We start from the raw sequence: 26,644 nt of genomic DNA on the forward strand, positions 1-26,644 counted from the left end.
GGCTCGCTCGATGAGATGGCCCAGGTGGTCGTCGCGCTCCTGCAGCCGTATTTGCAGCCCGATAATTATTAAACCTATTTAGGGGATGTTGTACTAGAGCATCAAAGAAGCCCGGCTCGATATTGCCCTTCATATTGAAGTGGGTGTACCCAAACTGAGCAGCGGCGCGCGAGCCGACGACCTTCTTGATGTTCTCAGTGAATGCTTTTGATCCTGTCGCATGGAGGACACTAAAGCCTTCTGCGGCGAGCTCACCCAGCAAATGTAAGGCGATTACGGACTTTCCAGTACCCGGCCCTCCTTGAACAAGGACCATTGTCCGCTTGTCCTTCCGGCGAGCATACTTACGAACCCGCGACAAAACCTTATTAAAGACGACCTTCTGGTCGTCCAGCAAAACATAGCTTGTTTGGTTCCGCACAACTTTCGCGGTATGTTCAAGAAGCTTTTTGCTCTGCGCGTACCTGCTGGAAAGGACCTTCTCCATCACAGGTACACCTTTAGCCCCTACAAGGCGCTTCCGCAGATATTCCTTGAGCTCGCCCACCTGATCGCCGGCAAAGGCCGGATACGCTTGCAGAAACTCCGCATGTCGGGCCTGGAAGATTTCATTCTCCGTATCACGCTGCAAATTATGCAGGAAGACGCAGGACGATAGGCCTACCTCACCGGAGCTAAATGCCGAATGCACATCGCGCAAATACTGCTCATATTGCCCAACTTGGCAGGAAGGGTGAAGTACGTCGCGCTCTGACCCCGCAAGCCAGGTAGATACGCAGCCCTCTGCATCACTCGGACCGACATCGCCCCATTGCTTCAACTCCACAACTACTGCATGCTGGGCGCCGCTTCCATCGTGGCCGGTGATCATGAAATCCAGTCGCCTTGCACTAAGTGGCAATTGGTATTCGAGCGTCACACCGTGGTCAGTCAGGCCTGCCCCTTGAAGGGTCACTGCCATCTGGAGCAGGGAGTTCTGCCATGACATCACCTCCTGCCTAGATGGTTGGTAGCGATAAGCCTCAAAGAAGTTGGATTGAAGGGTTGCCGCAATGGCATTTCTGATCGTTTGATCGATGAACTGTAGGGAGCTACCTGTATACAATTGCACGAATCGACCCCTTGGCCTTGTCTGGGAAGCCAGATGCAAAAATGGTCTATGTTATGCCTGAAACAAAAAAGTTACTAGTCACTATCTGGGAAAAACAGTCTGCCGCCGCGGTGCAGGGGTTTTATATGCCTTGAGTGCTCTTCCCCGCCGTAGTGCCGTCAGCGCGGGCTGCATCCCACCCCAAACGGGGGCCGATTCTGAGCAATTTATGTGTTAGTCTCGAACGTGATTCCTTACAGAACAAGAATTTCCACCAGAGACAAGGACCCTGGCGTGACAGAGCGCAAACACGACATTAAGATCTATTTCTCGGATTTCTTTGGCGTTTCCTCCGAGACGATTCGCAATCACGGATCTTTTAACATCTCCCTCATCAACGACCTCCCCCTTTTTGTTGACCCTTTTCTACTTTTCAATAGCGAAAAGGACGAATACAAGGCACTGCACAAAGATATCGTTAATTATCTTTCCTTTCTACAAACAAATGCCACCTCGACACTACCAAAAGGATTAATGGAAGCATGGTACTGCTTCCCAGAAGTACGGCAAAATTGGTTCGGCTACAGCAAAATCGGAAATGGCGGTCACGGACTTGGCAGGACATTCGCAAATAATCTCAATACAAATCTTCACACAGTCTTCGACATAAAGGCTGGCGGCGTTGGCATTGGAGTCCACCTAGAAAAACTTTGCCTCATTAAAAATGGCGTCGGCCGCGATAATATCAGCGATTTTGTGACGAACTTGATCAAAGGATACCTAGCCCAGTACACGGAGGACTTCGCCAAAAAGTATGTCGATCCAGCAAAGTGCCGCGAATTTCCTGTCACGAAAGCAGAGTTCAATTACCACACAAAGACATGGATCACGAAACGTTATATGTTGCCGGCCTTTTGTGGAGATTTCGTCCTACTGACTCCAATTGATATGCTAACGAAGGACGAAACCTGGATTAACCACGCCGATCTAATTGCGGACTTTTCCTCCGTTGCCGCCGCTGTCCCCAATGAGCAATTGCGGGCACAGATTTCGAACTATGTCATCCAGGTGATGCCGCTTGAACCTACAAAGAAGGATCGGGATGAGGCATACGAGAAAGTGCTTCTGAAGTTCCCAATGCTCTTGGATGCTTATATCGCATTGAAGGAGCGCGAGGGCGACGGCGCAAAGGCACTTAGTGAAGAAAAGGTCAAAAGCACTCAAATTCTCTTCGAGCAACAATTGCGGGACCTTGTTGAATTGCTTTGGAAGGGAAACTTCTATGAAATCCAAACGAACACTCGTGAGGATGCGCTTCAGCGACTCAATTACTTGAAGCACGTAATTGAAAAACAGGATGGCTACAAGCTGTTTTATGTTGAAGGCAAGCCAGTTCGCCGAGAAACAGATCTGCAGATCATGTTTAAACTTACATGGCTTGCCGCAACCTTCGATTATAACGCGGAGGTCAATAACGGTCGCGGCCCCGCCGATTTCGTTGTGTCGTTTGGTAGCACTGACAAAACTGTGATCGAATTTAAACTGGCCTCGAATACCAGCCTCGAATCAAATCTTAAAAAGCAGGCGGAAATCTACTCGGATGCCGCCCGGGCAAATCGAGCGCCAATAAAAGCAATTTTGTATTTTACGGAAGCAGAGCACTCAAAAGTCCACCGCCTGTTACGAACCCACGAGCTAATCGGAGACAACAACATCATTCTCATAGATGCCACTGATAACAAACCATCGGCATCAAAGGCCTAACGGTAAGTGACGGCTGGAAGATTCCCTCGCGCAGTCACCACCATAATCAAAATTCAATTCCGAACTATTTACGGGAGAATCCATGAAACCGAAGATTTTCATTGGGTCGTCGAGAGAAGGCATAAAGATCGCAAATGCATTACACGCAAATCTTACGTATGATGCGGAGTGCACAGTATGGAAGGACGGGGTCTTTCAACCATCCTCATCAACACTTTCGGATCTCATGCGCATATTGAGGTCGTCCGACTTCGGAATCTTTGTATTTAGCCCTGATGACATCTCAATAATGCGCGATAGTGCAGACCAAGTTGTTCGAGACAATGTGCTCTTTGAACTTGGGTTGTTCATTGGCCGCCTGGGACCTGAAAGGTGCTTTTTTCTCGTCCCAGACTCCGACAAGATTCGCCTCCCCACCGACCTGTATGGTGTGAATCCCACGAAGTATGAATCGAACCGAAGCGATGCAAATTGGGAAGCAGCAGTCAATCCGGCTTGCATGCAAATCCGCCGGGTCGTAAATGAACTGAGATCCTTTCAAGACACCGACGTCACACCGACGAGCCTTCCGATATCGATATCGAAAACGATCGAAAAAACACCGAGTGCACAATCGTCTACGGACCCCGTTAATCCCGCACCGGCATCGACTCCGGTGCTCCTAACTTTGGAACCCTATAAGAAGTCATTTTTGTTAAAGGGAAATACGTACCCACACAAGTCACGGCTATCAGGATTGGGATATCTTAGCTATAACAAGGCTCTGCAAGCGTGGGTTGTTCCCCAATCCAAAGAGGACGAGCTTCGGAAGGCCATTGCGGATCTACTTTGACGCTGTTGCGACAGTGGCGTTCGACGATCCCAATCGATTTTGGTTATTTTGACGGGATAGGATCCACTCGGCAGCCGATCCTTGGCAGAAATTACCATCATCGCTGGCTGCGTTTTCGATCAGCCACTATTCGTTCGAGATGCCGTAGATTAATATCCGCGGCACGCTCTTCATTGATCTCCTGAAGCACAAAAAAGCCAAGTTCAGCATTTTCATCGGAGGTTCAGCAATCCAGATACAAGCGCTATGACATCTACTTTTGATAGGGATCGTGGCCCTCGGGATTCTTGCCCGAATCTGGGCCATTGGAGGATATTTGTACCTCTCGCATTACCACTCTGGCCGTGAGAAATATTCTCTCAATAGCTCGCTTATAACCAAAGGTGACCCAGGCACAAAGTAGAGTAATTGCAGCAAATGCGACGGCGTTGGAAATTGAGTCGGACAAAAATCTTGCAAAATCATTAGGCGATAAGTTCTTTTGAGCCATGCTGCTATATTGAGCCCAGACAAAGAGGAGGGATGCCCACGCAAAGGTAATGATCCATTGCGCAGTCCTTACACGAGCACTTGCACGCTCATGGAGCTCTTTTAGAGTATCTAAAATATGCTTTGCCTCGTCTGGCCCGATGTCGCATTCCGATGTGAACTCGGTTTTTACCCGGCGAATTATTTTAGAATGCACCTTATCAGATACGTATTGACTTGGAAGCTCAAAAGCAGTTATAAGCGCGACAAAAAGGAAGGCAGCGTATTGCGCGTTACTCGCTTCACCCTGGGAAAGAATGCCATTATTTTTGCACCAAAAGATAATTATCTGCGCGATACACGAGTAGAGCACAAAAAACAGCGCTGGCCGCATAAACAGCCAAGCTCCACCTTGCAGTAGTCCTAAAGTCGAAAGGATTCTCGTGACGGGCCGCAGCAATGGGATATCGATGGTGCGAGAGGTATCTAATGCCTGTTCGCTCCGCTGCAGTAACAACACTGCCATTTCCAATATCGTCGGAGAACCGGTGGGCATAACTCCCAAGAGTTTCTTCAGAGGGACCGATGAGAGTGCGTTTAACATCTTCATACGTTTTCGAGGAGAGGCTGTCGGCATTATACAAAACGAATTCCATCTGCTTCGACGGGCAACCACAATCGCCGTGCATTCCGTCAAAAAAAAGCTCAGAAATTAATCTGAGCTTTCTTGTGTTATGCCTTAACAATAAAATACAATCAAGGTGGCATGACGAAAACAGGAAAAGGCATCTCTTATTTTCACTTGGCTTTTGTCTTAGACATCAATATTCCGTGCCACCAACGCATTACTCTCAATAAAGTTCCGTCGCGGCTCCACCTCATCCCCCATAAGGGTGGTGAAAATCTGATCCGCAGCAATAGCATCCTCAATCTGCACCTTCAGCAACCGCCGCTGCGTAACGTCAAGAGTGGTTTCAAACAACTGCTCAGGATTCATCTCCCCCAGCCCCTTATACCGCTGCCGCGACACCCCACGCTCTGCCTCCGAAAGCAACCACTGCATCGCCCCATGGAAGTCATTGACAGTCTGATCCCTCAGCTTGTCCCCTTCTCCACGCTGCACCTTGGTCCCCTCAGGCGTCAGCCCCTGAAACGTCTTGGCCGCATTGGACAGCGCCGCATAATCGGCCCCGTGAACAAAATCCGCATCCAAATGCGACAACCGCACATTCCCATGATGACGACGCGCAATCATCAACCGATGCTTATCAGTCTTCTCATCAAACTGCGCATACACATCCGCCGTACCATCATCATTGACCGCAGCCCCAATCAACGTCTTCGCATGCATCTCCGCCAGCTTAGCCTTCAGCGCCACCGCTGAAGCCTCCGCCGCCGCCGCGCTATCCAGATCCAGCGTCACGCCGTCCGCAATGGCACGCAGCGCGTCCGTATCCACAACACGCGACAGACGGCCAATTACGCCTTCAGTCAACTGATACTGCCGCGCCAACTCAGTCAACGCATCCCCATTGATCTCCGACCCATCCGGCCGCACCAGCGACGCCTTCTCCATCGCCAGCTTCAGCAGGTAGGCATTGAGCTCGACATCGTCCTTGATATACCGCTCTTCCTTGCCATGCTTGATCTTGTACAGCGGCGGCTGCGCGATATACACATAGCCGCGCTCGATGATGTCAGGCATCTGCCGGTAGAAGAACGTCAGCAGCAGCGTGCGGATGTGGGAGCCGTCCACGTCCGCGTCGGTCATGATGATGATGCGGTGGTAGCGCAGCTTTTCCAGGTTGTAGTCGTCCTTGCCGATGCCCGTGCCCAGCGCGGTGATCAGCGTCAGCACTTCCTGGCTGGACAGCATCTTGTCGAAGCGGGCGCGCTCTACGTTCAGGATCTTGCCCTTGAGCGGCAGGATGGCCTGGAACTTACGGTCGCGGCCCTGCTTGGCGGAGCCGCCTGCGGAGTCACCCTCCACCAGGAAGAGTTCTGACAGGGCGGGGTCTTTTTCCTGGCAGTCGGCCAGCTTGCCGGGCAGGCCCATGCCGTCCATCAGGCCCTTGCGGCGGGTCATTTCGCGGGCCTTGCGGGCGGCTTCGCGGGCGCGGGCGGCGTCTACGATCTTGCCGCAGATGATCTTGGCGTCGGCGGGGGTTTCCAGCAGGAAGTCGGTCAGGGCCTTGCTGACGAGTTCTTCCACGGGCAGGCGCACTTCGGACGAGACCAGCTTGTCCTTGGTCTGCGAGCTGAACTTGGGCTCGGGCACCTTGACGGAGAGCACGCAGGACAGGCCTTCGCGCATGTCGTCGCCGGTGGTTTCCACCTTGGCTTTCTTGGCGACTTCGTTTTCTTCGATGTACTTGTTGATGACGCGGGTCATCGCGGCGCGCAGGCCGGTCAGGTGGGTGCCGCCGTCACGCTGCGGGATGTTGTTGGTGAAGCAGAGCACCTGCTCGTTGTAGCCGTCGTTCCACTGCATGGCCACTTCCACGCCGATGCCGTCTTTTTCGGTGTTGGCGTAGAAGATGTTGGGGTGCAGCACGCTCTTGGAGCGGTTGATGTACTCGACAAAACCCTTCACGCCGCCGGAGAAGGCAAAGTCTTCTTCCTTGCCGGTGCGCTGGTCGACCAGCTTGATGTGGACGCCGTTGTTCAGGAACGAGAGCTCGCGGATGCGCTTGGACAGGATCTCGTAGTGGAACTCGACGTTGGTGAAGATTTCTTCGTCGGCCAGGAAGTGGACTTCGGTGCCGCGCTTGTCGGTGGCGCCGATGATCTTCATCGGCGAGACTTCAACGGGCTGGCCGTCGGGGCCGGGCACGGTCTCGACGATGCGGTTCTGTACGTCGCCCTTGGCGAATTCGATCAGGTGGACCTGGCCGTCGCGGCGCACGGTCAGGCGCAGCCACTTGGAGAGCGCGTTCACGCAGGACACGCCCACGCCGTGCAGGCCGCCCGAGACCTTGTAGCTGTTCTGGTTGAACTTGCCGCCGGCGTGCAGCTCGGTCATGGCGATTTCGGCCGCGCTGCGCTTGGGTTCGTGCTTGTCGTCGAACTTGACCAGGGGCGGGATGCCGCGGCCGTTGTCGACGATGGAGATCGAGTTGTCGCTGTGGATGGTGACCTGGATCTCGGTGCAGTAGCCGGCCAGCGCTTCGTCAATGGAGTTGTCCAGCACCTCGAACACCAGGTGGTGCAGGCCGGTGCCGTCCGAGGTGTCGCCGATATACATGCCCGGGCGCTTGCGTACCGCCTCCAGGCCTTCCAGGATCTGGATCGAGGAGGCTCCGTAGGTGTTTTCCTGTTGCGGTTTCTGCTGTTCGGTCATGTCTTTCTACTCACGGCAAATACGAAATTCGGGCCGGGCCTGCTTAGCGGCGGGGCGCGAAGGGTCCGCATGGCGGGTTACTAAAAACGGCAAAAGGGGCGGATCGCTTGGATCCTGCCCCCGCTGCGGGATGGTCATCCCCAGGACTTCCCGGCTTGGCCCGGGTGTCATTGCGTGCCGTTTGCTGCTCCGGTTTTCGTCTGTACTGGTCCTGTCACCGGATCATCAGATGCGCATCGGCATGACGACGTACTTGAAGTTGTCGTCTTCCGGCACGGTAATCAGCGCACTCGAATTCGAGTCGCCGAGGCTGACCTGCACCTGCTCGCTCTTCAGGTTGGCGAGTACGTCGAGCAGGTAGGTCACGTTGAAGCCGATATCGAGCGCGTCGCCCGAGTAATCGAGTTCCAGCTCTTCCTGCGCCTCTTCCTGGTCGGCGTTGGTGGAGCTGATCTTGAGCATGTGCGTGTCGAGGATGCAGCGCACGCCCTTGAATTTGTCGGTGGTCAGGATCGCGGTGCGTTGCAGCGCCTGCTGCAGCCGCACGCGGTCGATCGCGAAGGCGTTCTTGTAGCCCTTGGGGATCACGCGCTGGAAGTCGGGGAACTTGCCTTCGACCAGCTTGGAGATCAGTTCGATATTGGCGAACGTGAACTTGATCTGGTTGGCGGCGAGCTGCACCTGCACCGGATCGTCGTTGTCTTCCAGCAGGCGCTGCAGTTCCAGGATGGTCTTGCGCGGGATGATGACTTCCTGGCGCGCGCCCACACCGGCGGCTTCGGTTTCCAGCTCCACGCCGCAGTACGCCAGGCGGTGGCCGTCGGTAGCGACTGCCATCACCTTCTTGCCTTCGACCACCAGCAGCATGCCGTTCAGGTAGTAGCGGATGTCCTGCTGCGCCATGGCGAAGTGGACCATTGCCAGCAGGTGCTTGAAGGTCTTCTGCGGCAGCGTGACGCTGGCGTTGAATTCGCTTGCTTCGGCAACGGTCGGGAATTCCTCGGCGGCCAGCGTCTGCAGTGCGAAGCGGCTCTTGCCAGATTGCACGGTCATGCGCTTGTCGTTGAGCGACAGGGCCACGTCGCCGTCAGGCATCGCACGCAGGATGTCGAGCAGCTTGCGCGCGGCCACGGTGGTGGCGACGCTGTCGTTGCCGACGCCGCATTCGGCGTGCGTGGTGATCTGGATCTCGATGTCGGTCGACAGGAAGGAAACGTTTGACCCGGACTTGCGAATCAGCAGATTGGCCAGGATCGGGAGGGTGTGGCGGCGCTCCACGATGCCGCTCACGATTTGCAGCGGACGCAGCAGGTTGTCTCGCGAGGTTTTGACCAATTGCATTGAATTTATCCTTCGTCGTTTGTAGTCGGCGACCGCAGAACGCAAACAACTCCAAATTCACTTAGGAATCAAGGAGTTAATGTGCCATTGTACCAAGGATAAGCCGCTGCGGTGAAGCGGGGCGGGACCGGCCTGCGGACCAGCTGTGCACAAAAAGCCACGCTGGCGCCTTAGTGCGCTTACCATGCACTTGCCATCCCGCCCCGACTCACCGCAAAGCCTTATCAGTGGCCACTTTCCGGACACTTGCCCCGGCGTCGCTGACGTTAATTCCCCAGGCGCCACGGGTTGTCCGCGGCGCGCACCCTACAGTATGCCAGCCCCGAGGGGCCGACCCTTCAAAAATGCCTTCCAGCGCCGGCTGACGCGTCAGCCCTTGAGCGTTTGCTCCAGCACGTGCAGCTCGTGGTTGAGCTGCGCATCCTTGCTGCGTTCGTCGGCGATCTTGCGCACGGCGTGCAGCACGGTGGTGTGGTCGCGGCCGCCGAACAGCTCGCCGATCTCGGGCAGGCTCTTCTGCGTCAGCTCCTTGGCCAGGTACATCGCGATCTGGCGCGGCCGTGCAATATTGGCAGGCCGCTTTTTCGAGTACATGTCAGCGACCTTGATGTTGTAGAAATCCGCGCAGGTCTTCTGGATGTTCTCCACGGAGATCTGGCGGTTCTGCACGGTCAGCAGGTCCTTCAGCGCTTCGCGCGTCACCTCGATGGTGATGTCCTTGCCGTGGAAGTTGCTGAACGCGAGGATCTTGCGCAGCGCGCCTTCCAGCTCGCGCACGTTGGAGCGCAGGTGCTTGGCGACGAAGAACGCGACCTCTTCGGGCACGTTCACGTTCTCGGCGGCGGCCTTCTTCATCAGGATGGCCACGCGCATTTCCAGCTCGGGCGGCTCGATGGCCACGGTCAGGCCGGAGTCGAAGCGCGAGATCAGGCGGTCGTCGATGCCGGTGATTTCCTTCGGGTAGGTATCGCTGGTGATGATCACCTGCGCCCGGTTGGCGATCAGGGCCTCGAAGGCGTAGAAGAACTCTTCCTGCGTGCGGTTCTTGCCGGAGAAGAACTGGATATCGTCGATCAGCAGCAGGTCGAGCGAGTGGTAGTAGCGCTTGAATTCGTCGAACGCCTTGCGCTGGTACGCCTTGACCACGTCGGACACGTACTGTTCGGCGTGGATGTAGCGGATGCGCGCGCGCGGGTTTTCCAGCAGCATGTAGTTGCCGATGGCGTGGATCAGGTGGGTCTTGCCCAGGCCCACGCCGCCATAGAGATACAGCGGGTTGTACGACTTGCCCGGGTTGTTGGCGACCTGGATGGCCGCGGCCCTTGCCAGCTGGTTGGCCTTGCCGGTGACAAAGTTGTCAAAGGTCAGGATCGGGTTCAGGCGCGAGCGCTCGTGGACCGTATCGCTGGGCTGGTGGCCGGGCATCGGCGTGGCGCCGCCCATCTGGGGCTGGTGCTGCGCATGCTGCGGATGCTGCTGGTGTTGCGGCTGGTGCTGCGGTTGCTGCGGCACGCGGTAGGAGCGGGCGCTCGCTTCGGCGGGATCCATGTGGACCACGTCGATCTCGCCCATGTCGTTGGCGTGCGGGTTGCCGTGGTGGTTGGCATGCTGGCCCATGCCGGGCGCCTGGCCGCGGGCGCCGGCCGGGACCGGTGCCGCCGACGGGTTGCCGTAGGGCGGCTGGCCCATGCCATAGGCAGCCGCGGTGGGGTAGTCGGCATAGCCTTGCTGGGGCTGCTGGCCCGGCGCAGCGAACGGCGGCTGACCCATGCCGCCCATCGGCTGGGCACCGGGGTAGCCGGCCATGCCCGTACCTTGCGCTGCGTGGCCGTCCATGGCGCCAGGCATGCCCGGCGCCTGCGCGCCCGGCCCGATGCCGGGCTGGCCCTGCATGCCAGGTTGCATATAAGCGGCGGCGCGGCCCGAGGCCGCGGGGTCCAGCACGAACTGGACGCTGACCTGCGCTTCCCAATACTCGCAGGCGAGCGCAGTGATGCGCCCGGAAAACTGGCTCTTGACCCAGTCCAGCTTGAAACGGTTAGGCGCGGCAATCCGCAGCGCATGCGTTTCTTCATCGAACGCAACGGGCGCCAGCGGCTTGATCCACGTTTTGAACTGTTGCGGCGTCAGCTCGCGCTCGAGTTGCGCTGCTGCCGCCTGCCAGAAATCTTGCATCGTTTGTTGTTTAGTAATCGCACCCGGGGATCGTGTCTCCGGGCACGCCACGGGCGGCGCATACGCCACGCGCTCCGAGCCTCTCTTCGCCTGCAGGAACGAATGCGAATCAGTTCCTGCCGGCAAGACCGCCGCAGCATGCCCATGCCGCCGCCGGAGAGCCTTCAGGCTCGCCGCACTGGCGTGCGTTCAGTCATGCGTTGCAGCGGTGGGGGCTCGGGTTGCGCCTGCGCCACGCAGCCCGTGTTGTGTTTGGACCCGGATTGTACCCCCGCCCCTGAGTTATCCACAAAGGATAAGTCTGTGGACAACTTGTGCAAATGCAGTGGATTGCTGTGCACAACCCTAGCTGCCATGCGGGTTCCCGGGGCGCTGAAACGGGCGAAATCTCTGGCAAAACAGGGACTTCGCTCCTCCATCCTCTATTGCCCGGTGGCATTCAGGGCACATCCACTTACTCACCGGCCATTGTGGACAATGGGCCACCGAGGGCGCCGGCGCGGTGTGGCAATTGTGCCCGCGCACACCGACGCCCGGCTTGACAGTGCGCGCAAAACTGGATTAAATGCCGGGTTCTGCGATGCGGCAGGGGATCACGTATGCGCATCGCCGGGTCTGGCCTGTCCGTGCCGTCCGCGCCCGCAGGCCACTAGCCTGCACCGCGCGCCACACGGCCGGCAGCAAAGACAGAACCAGAATCGTCGGACACGCCGCGGCAGTTCCTCGCCCAGCGGCAACCCCATGCGAACCATACGCGGCGGCCACGGCAGCCCGGCCCCTGGCCGGAGTCGGGCGCGCCAAGATCAACCAGAGAGTGCAACATGAAACGTACCTACCAACCTTCCGTTACCCGCCGCAAGCGTACCCACGGTTTCCGTGTGCGCATGAAGACCCGCGGCGGCCGTGCCGTCATCAACGCACGCCGCGCCAAGGGCCGCAAGCGCCTGGCCATCTGAGGCCCGGGCGACCGGCCTGACGGCGCGCCCGGCGCCGGCTGCAGCGTACCGCAGCCGTGCCGCGCAGCCGTCAATGCCTTCCGCCCCGGCTTCAGGTCGGCCAGCAGCTTGCCGCAGGGCGCCGCTTTTGCGCCAGCAGTATTAGTCGCCAGCGCTCGCAGTGATACCCAGCGTGTCAGCCCATGCCTTTCCCAAAGCCGCGAGGCTCACAAAGACGGATGAGTTTTCATCCGTTTTTGCTTTGCGGCCCCGGCGGCGCAGCCCGCATTTCGTGCTGTACGTGCGCGCCAACGATCGCCCGGAAGGGCGGCTTGGCGTGGTGGTGGGCAAGAAGTTCGCGCCGCGCGCCGCCGAGCGCAACCTGGTGAAGCGCATGGCGCGCGAGCTGTTCCGGCAGCGCCGCGAAAGCCTCGCCGGGCGCGACGTCTTGCTGCGCCTGCAAGCGAAATTTCCGCGCGCGGAATTTGCGACGCGCGCGGCGGTCCGAAGAGCGTGCGAGGCGGAAATCGCCAGCCTGCTGGAAGTAGCGGCCAGGCCGCTGCCGCCACCGCCGGCAACCGCACCGCCGGCCTCGCCCTCGGCACCGCCTTCCGCGGCGCCACCGGCGAGCCCCTCGCAAAGCCAGCCACCGGGCCTTCCGGCCTGAACCGCGCCATCGCCGCGCCATCGCCCGCCATGAAGCGAATCCTGCTAGCCCTGCTGCGCGTCTACAAGATCGCCCTGAGTCCCTACCTGGGCTCGCAGTGCCGCTTCCTGCCGACCTGTTCCGACTACGCCCGCGACGCCATCGTCCATCACGGCGCCGCGCGCGGCAGCTGGATGGCCGTCTGCCGGCTGTGCCGTTGCCATCCCTTCACCGAAGGCGGGTATGATCCCGTGCCGGGCACGGAAGCCGACACTGCCAGGCCGGACACCCACGCGGGCCGTTCCGTCCATGCCGCGGCGGGCCATGCGCCAGCCGCGATCCGTCTGCCCAGACCCTGATTTCTCCGACCACAGCCAGACATGGATATCAAACGCACCATCCTCTGGGTCATCTTCTCGATGTCCCTTGTGCTGCTCTACGACAACTGGCAACGCGCCCAAGGCCATGCGTCGATGTTCTTCCCGGGCACGACGCAGCAGCAGGCCGCCTCGGCGCCGGCCGCCAGCGGCGTTGCCGCCCAGGGCGACGTGCCCAAGGCCAACGTGCAGCCGGGCGCAGCCGCGCCGGGTGCCCCGGCCGCTGCGCCGCAGGCAGCCGCCCAGCCCACCGGCGAGAAGATCGTGGTGACCACCGACACGGTGCGCGCCGAGATCGACACCGCCGGCGGCATCCTGTCGCGCCTGGAGCTGCTCAAGGAGCAGGAGAAGGACGGCAAGCCGGTAGTGCTGTTCGAGCGTGACAAGGTGCGCACCTACATGGCGCGCTCGGGCCTAATCGGCGGCGACCTGCCCAACCACACCACGGTGTTCACCGCCGCCCCCGGCCCGCGCGCGCTGGACGGCGCCGAGCAGGTGGAAGTGGCGCTGACCGCCGAGAAGAATGGCGTGAAGCTGGTCAAGACCTACGTGTTCCGCAAGGGCAGCTACGTGGTCGACACCAAGTTCGCGGTGACCAACGCGGGCACCGCGCCGGTCTCGCCGACGCTGTACCTGGAGCTGGCGCGCGACGGCAGCAAGATCGAGCAGTCGCAGTTCTACAGCACCTTCACCGGCCCGGCGGTCTACACCGACGCCGACAAGTACCACAAGATCGACTTCGAAGACATCGCCAAGGGCAAGGCCACCGTGCCGGCCGCCGCCAACAACGGCTGGGTGGCGATGGTGCAGCATTACTTTGCCTCGGCCTGGATCCCGCAGACCGGCAAGGACCACACCTTCTACGTCCAGCAGATCGATCCGAACCTGTACCGCGTGGGTATCCAGCAGCCGCTGGGCGAAGTGGCCCCGGGTGCCACGGTGAGCACCGATGCGCGCCTGTTCGCCGGTCCGCAGGAAGAGCACATGCTGGAGAAGGTTGCGCCGGGCCTCGAGCTGGTGAAGGACTACGGCTGGCTGACCATCCTGGCCAAGCCGCTGTTCTGGCTGCTGGAGAAGCTGCACGGCTTCCTGGGCAACTGGGGCTGGTCGATCATCGCGCTGACCGTGCTGATCAAGCTGGTGTTCTTCCCGCTGTCGGCGGCGAGCTACAAGTCCATGGGCAAGATGAAGGACCTGCAGCCGCGCATGACCTCCATCCGCGAGCGTTACAAGAACGACCCGCAGAAGATGAACCAGGAGATGATGGCGCTGTACCGCACCGAGAAGGTCAACCCGCTCGGCGGCTGCCTGCCCATCGTGATCCAGATTCCGGTGTTTATCGCGCTGTACTGGGTGCTGCTGTCGTCGGTGGAGATGCGCGGCGCGCCGTGGCTGGGCTGGATCCATGACCTGTCGGTGCCGGATCCGTTCTACATCCTGCCGATCGTGATGGCTGTGTCGATGTTCGTGCAGACCAAGCTGAACCCGACGCCGCCGGACCCCGTGCAGGCCAAGGTGATGATGATCATGCCGCTGGTGTTCTCGGTGATGTTCTTCTTCTTCCCGGCCGGGCTGGTGCTTTACTGGGTGGTGAACAACATCCTGTCGATTGCGCAGCAATGGCAGATCAACCGGATGCTTGGGAAGGGCAAGGCCGCGGTGGTGGCCAAGAGCTGATTGGTTTGGTTGTTTTGGTAGTTTCGGGAAGCCCGGCAGTGATGCCGGGCTTTTTGTTTTTGGGGGTTGTGATGGCTGGTGGCTCGCGCCTGCTGCTGGGTTGCTCCCCTCTCCCGCCTGCGGGAGAGAGGAGCCTCCTTCTGGCGGCGTTGGCTGCGGCAGGCGCAGCGTCGCTATGGCAGGCGTATCCTACTGGCCTGCGCCAACAGATCAGGAAATCCTCATGAGCTGGTCCGCCCACCAATACGTCGCCTTCGAAGACGAACGCACCCGCCCGGTCCGCGACCTCGTCGCTGCCATTCCCAACGAGATCGTGCGCAGCGCGGTGGATATCGGCTGTGGGCCTGGCAATTCCACCGAGGTGTTGCTGGCGCGCTTTCCGTGCGCATCGGTAACCGGACTGGACAGCTCGGATGACATGGTCGAGGCCGCGCGCAAGCGGCTGCCTGACGTGCAGTTCCGCGTGGCCGATATCGGCGCCTGGAACGATGCCGGGCCGTACGACGTGATCCTCGCCAATGCCGTACTGCAATGGCTGCCCGACCACGCCAGCCTGTTCCCGACGCTGGTATCCAAGCTCGTCCCCGGCGGCACGCTGGCCGTGCAGATGCCCGACAACCTGGAAGAACCCGCGCACCGGCTGATGCGCCAGGTGGCCGCGGAAACGCCATGGGCCGACAAGCTCGCCAGCGCCAGCAAGGCCCGCGCCAAGCGTGCCTCGGCGCAGTGGTATTACGAGCTGCTGCGCCCGCTGTGCCAGCGCGTGGATGTGTGGCTGACCACGTACCACCATCCGCTGGCGGGCGGCCCGGCAGCGGTGGTGGAGTGGTTCAAGGGCAGCGGCCTGCGGCCGTTCCTGCAGCCGCTCGATGACGCGGAGCGTGCTGCCTACCTGGCGCGCTACGAAACCGAGATCGCCAAGGCATACCCGCCGCTGCCGGACGGGTCGGTGCTGCTGCCGTTCCCGCGCTTGTTTATCATGGCGACGCGCTGAGCCTTCAGCGCCAACCCGTCAGGCGGGCTTGTGGCACACCGCCTCGATATTGTGCCCGTCCGGGTCCAGCACAAAGGCCCCGTAGTAGTCGGGGTGATAGTGCGCCCGGATGCCAGGCCCGCCGTTGTCGCGCCCGCCCGCGGCAATCGCCGCGCGATAGAACGCATCGACTTCCTCACGGCTGTCCACACGGAACGCCACGTGGATCGGCGGCTGGTTTGGCACGCCGCGGATGACCCAGAAATCAGGCTTGCCCGGCGGGCCGAACCCCGCCACATCGGTGCTGCCGGTGACGCTGGCCGGAAATTCCTTGACGATGCCGTACCCGATGGCGCCCAGCGCCGCCAGGTAGAAGGCGCGGCTCTTGCCGTAGTCGCTGACGTTCACGCCGGTATGGTCGATCATGGCTCGCTTCCTTTCAGAGGTTGACGCTCAGGCCAGGTCCAGCACGCTCATGGTCGCGTTCAGGCGACTGATCAGCACGGATTCGCCGTGGACGTCCGCGAACACATCCGCCTCCACCACGATGATCGAGCGGCCGGACTTGAGCACGTCGGCACGGCAGCGCAGCCGTTCGCTGCGCACGGCCCTGAGCAGGTTGATCTTGAATTCCGCGGTGACCACATGCTGGCCGGTCTCGAGGATGGTGGTGGCCGCCGCGCCCGCGGTGTGGTCGGCCATGGTGGCCTGCACGCCCGCGTGGACGATGCCATCGTGCTGCAAGTGGCGCGGCGTGATGACGAGCGTCGATTCGCACCAGCCGGGCCCGCAATCCGCCAGCGCGATGCCGACGTCGTTGACGAAGGCGGCATCGCGAAAGCCGGCCGCGATGGTGTCGCGCAGCAGGAGCCGCTCTTGTTCGGTGGTCATGGCTGTTCCTCGTACGGTTCAACTGCATCACCAGACGGATGTGCGCATTCCAGCGCGAAGGGCGGGGCATGTCAACCATCCACGCGCCTGGTACGCCGCATGGAGCAGAAGCGCGTGCTGTCGCCTACACTGCAAGCATCTGCGTCCCGCATGCGCGCCTGACCGCATGAAGACCGCCATGACCGCCGACGCCAATCGACCCGTCCTGCGCCGCAAGACGCGCCCCGCCGCCGCCTTCGCCGCGTTGACGCAGGCGGGCCTGGCCCGCATCGAGGATGCCCTCGACCAGCTGCAGCGCCGCGACGACCCCGAAGACCTGCATGCCCTGCGCGTGGCGGTGCGGCATGCGCGCGCCGTGACCTGGGCGCTGGGCCCGTCGTTGCCCCGCCAGGAACGCGACCGCTGGAAGCGCGACCTGGGCGCGCTGACCCGCGCCACCGGCGACGTGCGCGACTGGGACGTGTTCCTGGCCGAGACCGTGGCCCCCGCGCGCAAGCGGGAGCCAGACGACACCGTGCTGGCCGCCGTCGCCGACACCGCCCGCGAGCGCCGCGACAGCGCACGCGAAGCCATGTTGTCGGCGCTGGCCGCCTACCGCGACTGGCCGCTGCCCGCGCTGCATCGCGACCTGGCCCACATGGCCGCCCAGGCACGCAAGAGTCCGGGGCGGCTGGGCACTTTCGCCAGCAAACGCGTGCGCCGCGGCCGCAAGCGCCTGCGTGCGCTGGCCCGGGCCGCGCGCGGCGGCGATATCGATGCGGTGCACGCGCAGCGCATCGCCGGCAAGCGGCTGCGCTACGTGATCGAGGCGTTCGAGCCGGTATTGCCCAGGCGCTACCGCAAACGCCTGCACCGCAAACTGGTCAAACGGCAGGCGAAGCTCGGCGGCGTTGTCGACGATACGGTCGCGCGCCGGCTGATGGCCGAGTGCCTGCAAGAGCAGGCCGTGACAGAGCAGGCCGTGACAGAGCAGGCCGTGACCGACCAGGCGCCACCGCCGCTGGCTGGCACGAGCTGAGCCATCCCCGCCCGCCATGGCGGCCGACCCACCGCGCTGCCGGTACCACGCCGGGCGCACACGATCTGCGACAATACCGCCATGACTGCTCCCCAGGTTCCCATTGCCGCCATCGCCACCGCGCCCGGACGCGGCGGCATCGGCGTGGTGCGCGTGTCGGGCCCCGATGTCGGCCCCGTGATGCGCGCCGTCTGCGGCCAGGCGCTGAGGCCGCGCCACGCCACCTACCTGCCGTTCCTCGATGCGCACGGCAAGGTCATCGACCACGGCCTGGCGCTGTACTTCCCGGCGCCGAATTCCTACACCGGCGAGGAAGTGCTCGAGCTGCAGGGCCACGGCGGCCCGGTGGTGATGCAGCTGCTGCTGACGCGCTGCCTGCAGGCCGGCGACAGCATCGGCCTGCGCCTGGCCGAGCCGGGCGAATTCACGCGCCGCGCCTTCCTCAACGACAAGCTCGACCTTGCACAGGCCGAGGCCGTCGCCGACCTGATCGAAGCCAGCACCGAGGCCGCGGCGCGTTCGGCGGCGCGCTCGATGGAGGGCGAGTTCTCCAATGCCATCCGCAAGCTTGTGGATAAAGTTATCCACCTGCGCATGCTGGTCGAAGCCACGCTGGACTTCCCCGAGGAAGAGATCGATTTCCTCGAGCAATCCGACGCGCGCGGCCAGCTCGCCACCATCCGCACTGAACTGGGCGCCGTGCTGACGCAGGCGCGCCAGGGCGCGCTGCTGCGCGAAGGGCTGTCGGTGGTGCTGGCGGGCCAGCCCAACGTGGGCAAGTCGTCGTTGCTCAACGCGCTGGCCGGCGCCGAGCTGGCCATCGTCACGCCCATCGCCGGCACCACGCGCGACCGCGTGCGCGAGACCATCCAGATCGACGGCATCCCGCTGCATATCGTCGACACCGCCGGCCTGCGCGAGCAGGCCTCGGACGAGGTCGAGCGCATCGGCATCGAACGCACCTGGGACGCGATTCGCCGCGCCGACATCGTGCTGCACCTGGTCGATGCCACCGACTACCTGCGCCACGGCCTGTCCGAGGCCGACGACGCCATCGACGACCAGCTCAGCGGCCAGCTTCCGCCGGGCTCGCCGATCGTGCGCGTGGTCAACAAGATCGACAAGGCGCCCGCGGTGGGCGACATGATGTTCAGCGGCAACCGCCCGCACGTGGTCGCCGCCAACGGGCCCAACCCGACCGAGATCTGGATCTCGGCGCGCACCGGCGCCGGTATCGAGCTGCTGCGCCGTGAACTGCTGCGCCTGGTCGGCTGGCAGTCGGGCAACGAAGGGACGTTCCTCGCGCGCGAGCGGCACCTGACGGCGCTGCGCAGTGCGCAGTCGCACCTGGATATCGCGGCGGAACAGGCCGAGCACCAGGCGCAGGCGCTGGATTTGTTTGCCGAGGAGCTGCGGCTGGCGCAGGAGTGCCTGAACAGCATTACCGGTGAATTCACCAGCGACGATCTGCTGGGGACCATCTTTACCCGCTTCTGCATCGGCAAATGAAGCGCTGACACGCGGCACGATGCCGCTGCGCGCACCCGCGCGGGCGCGGGTAAACTGCAGGTCACTCACGACCCTGCCCGCGCCGCGCACCGCGGCGCCTTCGTTTCCATGCGCCTCATCCTGATCACCTTCGGTACCCAGGGCGATTGTCGCCCGATCGTTGCGCTGGGCCTGGGCCTGCGCGATGCCGGCCATGATGTGCTGATGCTCGGCGAACGCTCGGCGGCTGCGTTGGCCGCGGAGCATGGGTTGGCGTTCGCGCCGATGGCGGGCGACATCCAGCAGACGCTGGCGCCCGGCGGCGCGCTGCACAAGCTGATGAACGAGGGCGGCAACGTGGCGGAGGCCACGCGGGCGTTTGCGCGCATTGCCGAGGACAATACCGAGGCGTGGATGGCGCAGCTGGCCGAAGCCGCGCGCGATGCCGATGGCATCGTGTTTTCGGGGCTGACGGCGTATGTGGCGCTGTCGGTGGGCGAGCAGTTGGGCAAGCCGGTGATTGCCGCGGGCATGTTCCCGATCTCGCCCACGCGCGATTTCCCGTCGGCGCTGCTGCCACCGTTCCGGATGCCGGGCTGGGCCAGCTATGGCAGCCATATGCTGATCAACTTCGTGCTGTGGCGCATGTTCCGGCCGGCCACCAACGCCGCGCGCGCAAAGCTGTTCGGCGTGCCGCCGCGCAAGGCGATGTGGCGCGATTTCCCGACGCTGTACGCGATGTCGCCGCACCTGGTGCCGCGCCCGCGCGACTGGCATGCCGACTGGCTGGTGTGCGGCGCGTGGACCATGCCGCCGCAGCCGCACTGGCAGCCCGATGCGCCGCTGCGCGACTTCCTCGCCGCGGGCGCGCCGCCGCTGTATATCGGCTTTGGCAGCATGGCGGGCTTTGACCGGCAGAAGGTGGTGACGGCGCTGGTGCAGGCGGTGGATGGCCGGCGTGCGCTGTTCTATCCCGGCTGGAGCGGCATCGACGTCAGCGCGCTGCCGCCGAATTTCCACGTGGTCAGCGCGACGCCGCATGACTGGCTGATGCCGCGCGTCTCGGCGGCGATCCATCATGGCGGCGCGGGCACCACGCATGCGGTGGCGGCGGCGGGCGTGCCGTCGATCGTGCTGCCGTTTGCCGGTGACCAGTTCTTCTGGGCGGGCCGGCTGGCCGCGCTGGGCGTGGCGCCGCGCCATGTCGAAGGGCACAAGATCGATGCCGCGCAGCTTGCGTCGATGATCGGCTTTACCGAGCTGGCCGCCACGCGCGAGAAGGCTGCCACGCTGGGCCGCGCGATCGCCGCAGAACGTGGCGTCGACAACGCCGTGCTCGCGATCGGGCGATTCTGCGGCCGGCAAGGCGCATAATCGCGGGCACCCGCTGCTATCGCACGCATTCACGCAGGATCCTTCGATGTTGAACCGTACCCAGCAAATCCTCGTTGCCATCGTCGCCGTGGCCGTCCTTGGCATGTTGTGGTTTGCCGGCAATGACCGCCGCGACGATGTCGGCGGCCCCGAGCCCGCGGCGCCGGCCGATGCCAGCGCCGCAGAACCGGCACCGGCATCAGCACCCGCACCGGCCAGCGTCGCGCGCGGCGTGCCGCACGACGGCACGCTCGAACCCATCAGCATCGACCCGGACCGTCCCGCCGACCGCCTGCCGCAGATTCAGGCCAGCGCCATGCTGGACGACTATCGCAACAGCCCTGACGCCGCGAACGAGCGCTACGTCGGCAAGTACCTGATCGTCGAAGGCGTGGCCAGCGGCATTCGCCGCGAGGGCGACCAGGTCTTTGTCGATATCCGCACCAACGATCCCGGCGTGAACGTGCGCGCGCTGCTGCTGCAACGGCAGATCTGCGGGCCGGCAGGGCGGGTGTGCGAGGTGGAGGCGCGCGCCACCATGGTCCGGCGCGGCCAGAAGGTGGCGCTGGAATGCAACGGCGCGGGGCTGGCGGACGGTACGCCGCTGCTGCGCGACTGCCTGCTGCGCGGCGGCGCTAACTGATCCCCATGACCCTTCCGGAGTTTCGTCATGCAATCCGTGTTGTCCGTCCTCGCCATCGTGATCATGGTCGCGACGATCGTCGGGGTGGTTTCGCCCGCGTGGCTGAGCCAGACGCTGCTGGGCGGCAAACCCGTGACGCGGCTGCAGGTGGCGGTGATCGGGCTGTGCCTGGCGGCCGTTTGCCTGATCCTGGTGGGCCGGCTGGCACAGGGCGGCGCAGGGGCCTGAGGCGCCACGCCGGCGCAGAAGCGCCGGTTTTGCAGTTCTGTTCGCAAGATTGGATGGTTGCGCCGGCGCCTACAGTGTGAAGACAGGCTGCCCGCATTGCGCGCCGGCGCCGCCTCATGCCATCCAGGAATCCCATGAACAAAGCTCTGCTGGCCGCCAGCCTCGGCCTGCTGATTACCGGCTGCTCGACCTACCAGGCCGTAACCCCGGTCGACCGCCCCGACCGCTCCGACGCCATTGCCGCGTTCCAGCCGGCCGGTGGCGGTCCGCGCGGCCACTACGGCGCCAACGGCACGCTGCTGTGCGTGGTGGTGAACCCGGTCACGGGCAATGACTATGTCGAGGCATTCCGCGCATCGCTGCAGCAGCGCAATTTCGAAGTGAAGCTGCTGCAGGCGGATGCGTCGGTGGCGGCGTGCCCGATGGTGGCGCTATATACCGCCCGCAGCGCCTGGTACTGGACCTCGTACCTGAACAGCGTCGATATCACGGTGTTCCGCAATGGCGAGCGCGTCGGCAAGGCGATCTACAACGCCAACCGCAGCGCGGGCGGGCTGAACCTGAGCAACTTCGTGCAGCCGGCGGCGAAGCTGGATGAGCTGGTCGAGCAGTTGTTCCCGGGGATGCAGCCGCCGGCCGGGACGCAGGCTGCGCCGGTCTGAACGGTCCCCGCTTTCGCGGGGACGACAGGCAAATCACCCCAACCTGAACACCTCCACCGCATCGCGCAGCGCCTGTGCCTGCTGATGCAGGCTGTCCGCGGTTGCGGCGGCTTCTTCCACCAGCGCGGCATTCTGCTGCGTGGCGTTGTCCATCTCCGCCACCGCGCCGCTGACCTCGCTCAGGCCCTGCGCCTGTTCGCGCGAGGCCACGCTGATATCGCGCACCAGCGCCGCCACGCCTTCCACGCGCCGCACGATATCGTCGATGGCGGCGCCGGCCTGCTGCACGGCGTCGTTGCCCGCGCGCAGGTCGGTCACGGTGCGCTCGATCAGCTGCTTGATCTCGCCCGCGGCACTGGCGCTGCGCTGCGCCAGCGCGCGCACCTCGCCTGCCACCACGGCAAAGCCGCGGCCATGCTCGCCGGCACGGGCCGCTTCCACCGCGGCGTTCAGCGCGAGGATGTTGGTCTGGAAGGCGATGCCGTCGATCATGCCGATGATGTCGACCACCTGCTGTGCATTGCGGTGGATGCCATCCATGGTCTGCACCACCTGCGCCACCGTGCGTCCGCCCTCGCGCGCTGCGCCCGCGGCGCCGCCGACGGCCTGGTCGGCGTCGTGCGCGTTGTCGGCGTTCTGCTTCACGGTGGTGGCCAGCTGCTCCAGGCTCGACACCGTACGCTCCAGGCTGCCGGCCTGCGTCGAGGTGCGCGCCGACAGGTCGGCATTGCCGCTGGCGATCTCGCTGGTACTGCCGGCAATCGCCGAGGCGCTGGCACGCACCTGTCCGACGATGCCCGAGAGCCCCTGTCCCACGCCGTCGATCGCACGCATCAGCTCGCCGATCTCGTCGCGGCGGCGGCTGTCCATGCGCGTGGTCAGGTCGCCGGCAGCCAGTTGCGAGGCGGCCTGCACCGCGCTGCCCAGCGGCGCGCTGACCATGCGGCGCAGCAGCCACCACAGGCCCGCGGACACCACCAGCGCCAGCACCAGCCCGGCCAGCAGGAAGCGGTTGCGGTTGGCCACCAGCGCCTGGTGCAGGCTTTCCAGCGGCACCGTGCCGGCGATCACCCACTGCCATTCCGGGTACGTCGCGAAGGCGGTCAGCCGGTCGCCGGCGGGCGCGTTTCCGAGCGCCACGCGATGCATCACCGCGCCATCGCGCGCGGCGATCATGTCGCGCACCCAGGTCTTGCCTGCCGTGTCGCGCGCATCGATCAGGTTGCCGCCTTCCTGCGCGCGGTCCACCAGCAGCTTGCCCTGGTCAGTGCCGGCCTTGCCGTCGATCACCATGAAGTGCCCGTCCGTGCCGACCTGCTTGCGGCGGATGCGGTTCTTCATCATCGCCAGCTCGGACTCGACGTTGACGCCCACATACAGCGCGCCGACGACCTTGCCGGCCGCGTCGCGCACCGGCTCGTACTTGCTCATATAGGGCTTGCCGAACAGCCACGCCAGGCCGCGGTAGGTGCGGCCCGAGGTCACCGCCGCGTACGCGGGATGGCTGCGGTCCAGCAACGTGCCGACGGCGCGCTCGCCATTCTGCTTCTTCAGCGAGGTGGTGACGCGCACGAAGTCGTCGCCGTTGCGCGCGAAGATCGTCGCCACGGTGCCGCCGCTGATGTCGAGGAAGCGGTCGGGGATGGCGAAGTTGGCGTTGAGGATGGTGTCCCCGCTGCGGAACTGCGGCGTGGGCTTGCCGGCGACTTCGACCGTTTGCGTGGGATCGAGCGCATACGGGCCCGGCACGAACGAGGCGAAGGTGCGCAGGAAGCGGTCGGCCTCCTGCAGCATGGTGTCGTCGAACTGCGCGACCATGTCGCGCAGCGTTTGCGTTTCGGCCAGCAGGCTGTCGCGTTCCTGCGCTTCGAGCTGGCGCGTGCTGCTGGCCGACAGCGCCAGCGCGAAGGCGCAGAACACCACCAGCTGCACGACCAGGATGATCAGCGCCAGGCGCGTGCCGACGCTACGTGCGCCGGCCAGCTTCAGCCGTGACGTGGCGGATGAACGGGTAGGGGAAAGCGATGCCGCCGGGTAGGCGGACAGGGGAGCGGACGGTTGCATGCGAGGTCCTCCGGTAAAGGGCCACGCGCCAGTGGTTGAGGGCGCGAACAAGGCACGCTCTGCGGCGTGTTGTCTTGTGGCGGTTTACGGATGGAAGCGGACCGGACTTGAAGGGAAGGGGGTGGATGAAGCGTTCGGGGGATGCCGGGCGCGGATTTGTGGCGCGGACGGCGCAAATGCTGGTCGGTTGGCGCGTGCGGGAGAGGGGCTGGGGGTGAGGGCGGGCGCTGGCAATATCGACTGCGGCACTTCGTCGGCACGCCTGGCCCTCACCCCGGCCCTCTCCCGCAACCGGGAGAGGGAGTACACAGTCGGCAAGCGGAGGCCGTGGTGGGTCGTACGATGGCGAGAGGCTTAGCGCTCCAGCCGACCCAGCCGCACCACCGTGACCCCGGGCCGCAACTGCCGCAGCGATGGCATCACCAGCACGCAATCTGGATAGGGCGTCACCACCGGCTCGCCGTCGCGCCAGGCAATGACGGTGCCGGCCTCGGCAAAGGTCTCCAGCCCGGTGTAAGGACCGGCAAAGCGGAAATCCATGCTGGTGGCCACCACCGGCTCGGTCACGCGTACCACGCGCCGCGTGGTGGGCAGCGGTTGCAGCCAGCCGGCGGGCAGGTCGCTAGGATCGACCACGCCGGCATGCAGCAGGAAGCGCGCGGTGCTGTCCTGCGCCACCGTCACCGCGGCCGGCTCCCAGTGCTGGCCGCATTCGATCAGCAGCGCATTGCGCGGGCTGGCGGCAGCGCCAAAGCCGTCGTAGTCCCGCATGCGGCGGCCTTCGGGATGGCCCTCGTCGACGATCACGTCGGCCGGGGCGCCCAAGGCAAGGGCCAGCGCGATGCCCTTGTCGAGCGGACCGGAGACGATCAGCGGGCGGCTTTTTTCGTGCATCGAGTGCAGGTCGAGCAGCAGGTCGACGGTATCGATCACCGGGCGCATGGCGCGCGCGCGGCGCAGCTCGGAGGAATCGCGGCTGGTGTCGTCCAGCGTGGCCGCGGTCCAGACGCGGTTGAAGTCCTGGTCGACGAAGCGCGACGCATCTGGGCTGGCGGCATCGAAGCGGTGGTAGGCATCGACGTTGGCGAACGACAGCGTCAGGCGGCCGCGGCGAGGGCGCAGGCCGTGGTCCAGCAGCGCCTTGACGGCGATGGCGCCGCAGACTTCGTTGCCGTGGGTCAGCGCGTTGACCATGACGTGCGGGCCGGGTTGGCCGCTGTCGAAGGTGTAGAGGTAGGGGATGCCGGTGTTGCCGGGGGCGTAGGGGCGGATGTCGGGGAAGGTGACGTCGACGGGGTAGGCTTCGAGGAGGGCTTGTTGGGTCATCGGAATCTGGTGTCTTCAGGTGGCACGGAGGGGATTTTGATTTCGGTTGATTTAGCGACAGTGGGTCCTGCCGGCGCCTGCCCTCTCCCCCGGCTCTCCCGCAGGCGGGAGAGGGGAGCAAACAGACGGTCGGGAAACGGCTTCAGTTCTTGCGAACTGCTTCGGCCCTCGCCCAGGCCCGCTGTGGTCTCCCCTCTCCCCGCGCGCGGGAGAGGGGCGGGGGAGAGGGCAGGCGCTTGCAGAAGCGATGCCGCTCAACACCTCACTTACTCTTGAATGCCCGCAGTCTGCACAATCGTCCGATACCGCCCGGTCTCCCGCTTGATAAACCCGCCAAACTGCGCAGGATTGCCCGGGGTCACCTCCACGCCAGCTTCCGCCAGCTTCTTCTTCACCTCCGGCAGCGCCAGCACCGCCTGCATCTCGGTATTCAGCCGCTCCACCACCGGCTTGGGCAGGTTGGCCGGCCCCATCAGCCCGAACCAAACCCCCATATCCACACCCTTCAGCGCCGGCGTCTCGGCCAGCGCGGGCACATTCGGCGCCACCGCCGCCCGCTTGCTGCCGGTCACGCCATAAGCCTGCACCCGCCCGGCCTGGATATGCGGGAGCGCCGACGACAGCACCATCACTGCCAGGTCGATCTGCCCGCCCAGCAGGTCGGTCGCCATCGCCGATGCGCCCTTGTACGGCACGTGCGTGATATTGACCTTGCCCTGCTGCTTGATCAGCTCGCCGGCGAGGTTCAGCGGCGTGCCTACGCCCGACGACGCATATGCCAGCTTGCCGGGCTGCGCCCTGGCCAGCGCGATCAGCTCGGCGGCGTTCTTCGCCGGCAGGCCGGCCTTGCCGACCAGCACCATCGGCTGCGTGCCGACGAAGGTCACCGGCGCCAGGTCTTTCTCGCCGTCGTAGCGCACCGCGGGGTTGGTCAGGCGCGCGATCGACACTTCGCTGCCCGAGCCCATCAGCAGCGTGTAGCCGTCAGCCTCGGCCTTGACCACCTTGGACGCGCCGATGGTGCCGCCGGCGCCGCCCAGGTTTTCGATCACCACGCTCTGTCCCAGGCGCTTGCCGAGTTCCGGCGCGATGGTGCGGGCGACCAGGTCGACGCTGCCGCCGGCGGTGTAGCCCACCACCAGCGTGATCGGCTTGGCGGGCCAGGTGGCGGCAACGGCGCCGGCGGATGTGGCAAGGCAGAGTGCGGCAGCGGCCGCGCGCAGGAGGATCTTCATGGTCTTGGCTCTGGGGTCCCGGTTTAAGTGTTGTGGCTTGATGTTAGTGAGCGCGGGACCAAGCCGGCGTGCGGCTTTGGCAACAGGGGTTGCCGAT

Annotated in this window: 23 protein-coding genes; 13 read left to right on the forward strand and 10 right to left on the reverse strand. The window is 63.6% G+C overall.

Going from position 1 to position 26,644, the window contains the following annotated elements; translation table 11 throughout:
• Positions 1-1,111: DNA/RNA helicase domain-containing protein (locus AB1I47_RS16000; protein WP_354684725.1), on the reverse strand; the 1,111-nt coding region annotated here is incomplete at its 3' end.
• A 273-nt stretch (positions 1,112-1,384) separates the two neighbouring features.
• Here AB1I47_RS16000 and AB1I47_RS16005 point away from each other — a divergent pair.
• Both AB1I47_RS16005 and AB1I47_RS16010 read left to right on the forward strand, forming a co-directional pair.
• A complete protein-coding gene (locus AB1I47_RS16005; RefSeq protein WP_354684726.1) occupies positions 1,385-2,854 on the forward strand; it encodes a hypothetical protein in 1,470 nt (489 codons plus the stop codon).
• 82 nt (positions 2,855-2,936) lie between these two features.
• Entirely contained in the window at positions 2,937-3,686 is a 750-nt protein-coding gene (locus AB1I47_RS16010) for a nucleotide-binding protein (RefSeq protein WP_354684727.1), read from the forward strand.
• A 253-nt stretch (positions 3,687-3,939) separates the two neighbouring features.
• Here AB1I47_RS16010 and AB1I47_RS16015 read toward each other — a convergent pair whose 3' ends face one another.
• From AB1I47_RS16015 to dnaA, 4 genes are all read right to left on the reverse strand, one after another.
• Positions 3,940-4,764 carry a hypothetical protein gene (locus tag AB1I47_RS16015; RefSeq protein ID WP_354684728.1) on the reverse strand — a complete coding sequence of 275 codons (825 nt, stop codon included), beginning with the start codon at positions 4,762-4,764 and terminating at the stop codon, positions 3,940-3,942.
• 204 nt (positions 4,765-4,968) lie between these two features.
• Entirely contained in the window at positions 4,969-7,494 is a 2,526-nt protein-coding gene (gyrB, locus tag AB1I47_RS16020) for a DNA topoisomerase (ATP-hydrolyzing) subunit B (RefSeq protein ID WP_354684729.1), read from the reverse strand.
• Between the two features lie 225 nt (positions 7,495-7,719).
• Entirely contained in the window at positions 7,720-8,835 is a 1,116-nt protein-coding gene (gene dnaN / locus AB1I47_RS16025; protein WP_354684730.1) for a DNA polymerase III subunit beta, read from the reverse strand.
• 369 nt (positions 8,836-9,204) lie between these two features.
• Entirely contained in the window at positions 9,205-11,010 is a 1,806-nt protein-coding gene (gene dnaA / locus AB1I47_RS16030; protein WP_354684731.1) for a chromosomal replication initiator protein DnaA, read from the reverse strand.
• 821 nt (positions 11,011-11,831) lie between these two features.
• Here dnaA and rpmH point away from each other — a divergent pair.
• From rpmH to tam, 5 genes are all read left to right on the forward strand, one after another.
• Positions 11,832-11,966: a 50S ribosomal protein L34 gene (rpmH, locus tag AB1I47_RS16035; protein ID WP_008650850.1), complete on the forward strand. Its 135-nt coding sequence runs from the start codon at positions 11,832-11,834 to the stop codon at positions 11,964-11,966.
• Between the two features lie 172 nt (positions 11,967-12,138).
• Positions 12,139-12,612: a ribonuclease P protein component gene (rnpA, locus tag AB1I47_RS16040; RefSeq protein ID WP_354684732.1), complete on the forward strand. Its 474-nt coding sequence runs from the start codon at positions 12,139-12,141 to the stop codon at positions 12,610-12,612.
• A 29-nt stretch (positions 12,613-12,641) separates the two neighbouring features.
• On the forward strand, positions 12,642-12,950 hold the full coding sequence (gene yidD, locus AB1I47_RS16045; protein WP_354684733.1) for a membrane protein insertion efficiency factor YidD: 309 nt from the start codon (positions 12,642-12,644) through the stop codon (positions 12,948-12,950).
• A 21-nt stretch (positions 12,951-12,971) separates the two neighbouring features.
• Entirely contained in the window at positions 12,972-14,645 is a 1,674-nt protein-coding gene (gene yidC / locus AB1I47_RS16050; protein ID WP_354684734.1) for a membrane protein insertase YidC, read from the forward strand.
• A 223-nt stretch (positions 14,646-14,868) separates the two neighbouring features.
• The gene (gene tam / locus AB1I47_RS16055; protein ID WP_354684735.1) at positions 14,869-15,639 is read left to right on the forward strand and encodes a trans-aconitate 2-methyltransferase; all 771 of its coding nucleotides are present in this window, start codon (positions 14,869-14,871) and stop codon (positions 15,637-15,639) included.
• An 18-nt stretch (positions 15,640-15,657) separates the two neighbouring features.
• Here tam and AB1I47_RS16060 read toward each other — a convergent pair whose 3' ends face one another.
• The gene (locus tag AB1I47_RS16060; protein WP_354684736.1) at positions 15,658-16,044 is read right to left on the reverse strand and encodes a VOC family protein; all 387 of its coding nucleotides are present in this window, start codon (positions 16,042-16,044) and stop codon (positions 15,658-15,660) included.
• Positions 16,045-16,071: 27 nt separating this feature from the next.
• The gene (locus tag AB1I47_RS16065; RefSeq protein ID WP_354684737.1) at positions 16,072-16,509 is read right to left on the reverse strand and encodes a PaaI family thioesterase; all 438 of its coding nucleotides are present in this window, start codon (positions 16,507-16,509) and stop codon (positions 16,072-16,074) included.
• A 178-nt stretch (positions 16,510-16,687) separates the two neighbouring features.
• Here AB1I47_RS16065 and AB1I47_RS16070 point away from each other — a divergent pair, with 178 nt between their 5' ends.
• The 6 genes from AB1I47_RS16070 (at position 16,688) to AB1I47_RS16095 (ending at position 21,922) form a co-directional block, all read left to right on the forward strand.
• Positions 16,688-17,527 carry a CHAD domain-containing protein gene (locus tag AB1I47_RS16070; protein ID WP_354684738.1) on the forward strand — a complete coding sequence of 280 codons (840 nt, stop codon included), beginning with the start codon at positions 16,688-16,690 and terminating at the stop codon, positions 17,525-17,527.
• An 81-nt stretch (positions 17,528-17,608) separates the two neighbouring features.
• Complete coding sequence (gene mnmE, locus AB1I47_RS16075) at positions 17,609-19,036, forward strand: tRNA uridine-5-carboxymethylaminomethyl(34) synthesis GTPase MnmE (protein WP_354684739.1); 1,428 nt, start codon at positions 17,609-17,611, stop codon at positions 19,034-19,036.
• A 108-nt stretch (positions 19,037-19,144) separates the two neighbouring features.
• Positions 19,145-20,389 carry a glycosyltransferase gene (locus AB1I47_RS16080; protein ID WP_354684740.1) on the forward strand — a complete coding sequence of 415 codons (1,245 nt, stop codon included), beginning with the start codon at positions 19,145-19,147 and terminating at the stop codon, positions 20,387-20,389.
• 46 nt (positions 20,390-20,435) lie between these two features.
• Entirely contained in the window at positions 20,436-21,032 is a 597-nt protein-coding gene (locus AB1I47_RS16085; RefSeq protein WP_354684741.1) for an OB-fold putative lipoprotein, read from the forward strand.
• Positions 21,033-21,059: 27 nt separating this feature from the next.
• The gene (locus tag AB1I47_RS16090) at positions 21,060-21,260 is read left to right on the forward strand and encodes a hypothetical protein (protein ID WP_354684742.1); all 201 of its coding nucleotides are present in this window, start codon (positions 21,060-21,062) and stop codon (positions 21,258-21,260) included.
• A gap of 134 nt (positions 21,261-21,394) precedes the next feature.
• Entirely contained in the window at positions 21,395-21,922 is a 528-nt protein-coding gene (locus AB1I47_RS16095) for an Sbal_3080 family lipoprotein (protein ID WP_354684743.1), read from the forward strand.
• A 33-nt stretch (positions 21,923-21,955) separates the two neighbouring features.
• On the opposite strand, the gene AB1I47_RS16100 is transcribed toward AB1I47_RS16095, so the two are convergent.
• The 3 genes from AB1I47_RS16100 to AB1I47_RS16110 all read right to left on the reverse strand — a co-directional run bounded on the left by AB1I47_RS16100 (position 21,956) and on the right by AB1I47_RS16110 (position 26,547).
• Entirely contained in the window at positions 21,956-23,986 is a 2,031-nt protein-coding gene (locus AB1I47_RS16100; protein WP_354684744.1) for a methyl-accepting chemotaxis protein, read from the reverse strand.
• Positions 23,987-24,340: 354 nt separating this feature from the next.
• A complete protein-coding gene (locus tag AB1I47_RS16105) occupies positions 24,341-25,312 on the reverse strand; it encodes a M14 family metallopeptidase (protein ID WP_354684745.1) in 972 nt (323 codons plus the stop codon).
• A 266-nt stretch (positions 25,313-25,578) separates the two neighbouring features.
• Entirely contained in the window at positions 25,579-26,547 is a 969-nt protein-coding gene (locus AB1I47_RS16110; RefSeq protein WP_354684746.1) for a Bug family tripartite tricarboxylate transporter substrate binding protein, read from the reverse strand.
• Positions 26,548-26,644: the final 97 nt, after the last annotated feature.

Source organism: Cupriavidus necator (genome assembly GCF_040578825.1).
Lineage (GTDB): Bacteria > Pseudomonadota > Gammaproteobacteria > Burkholderiales > Burkholderiaceae > Cupriavidus > Cupriavidus necator_E.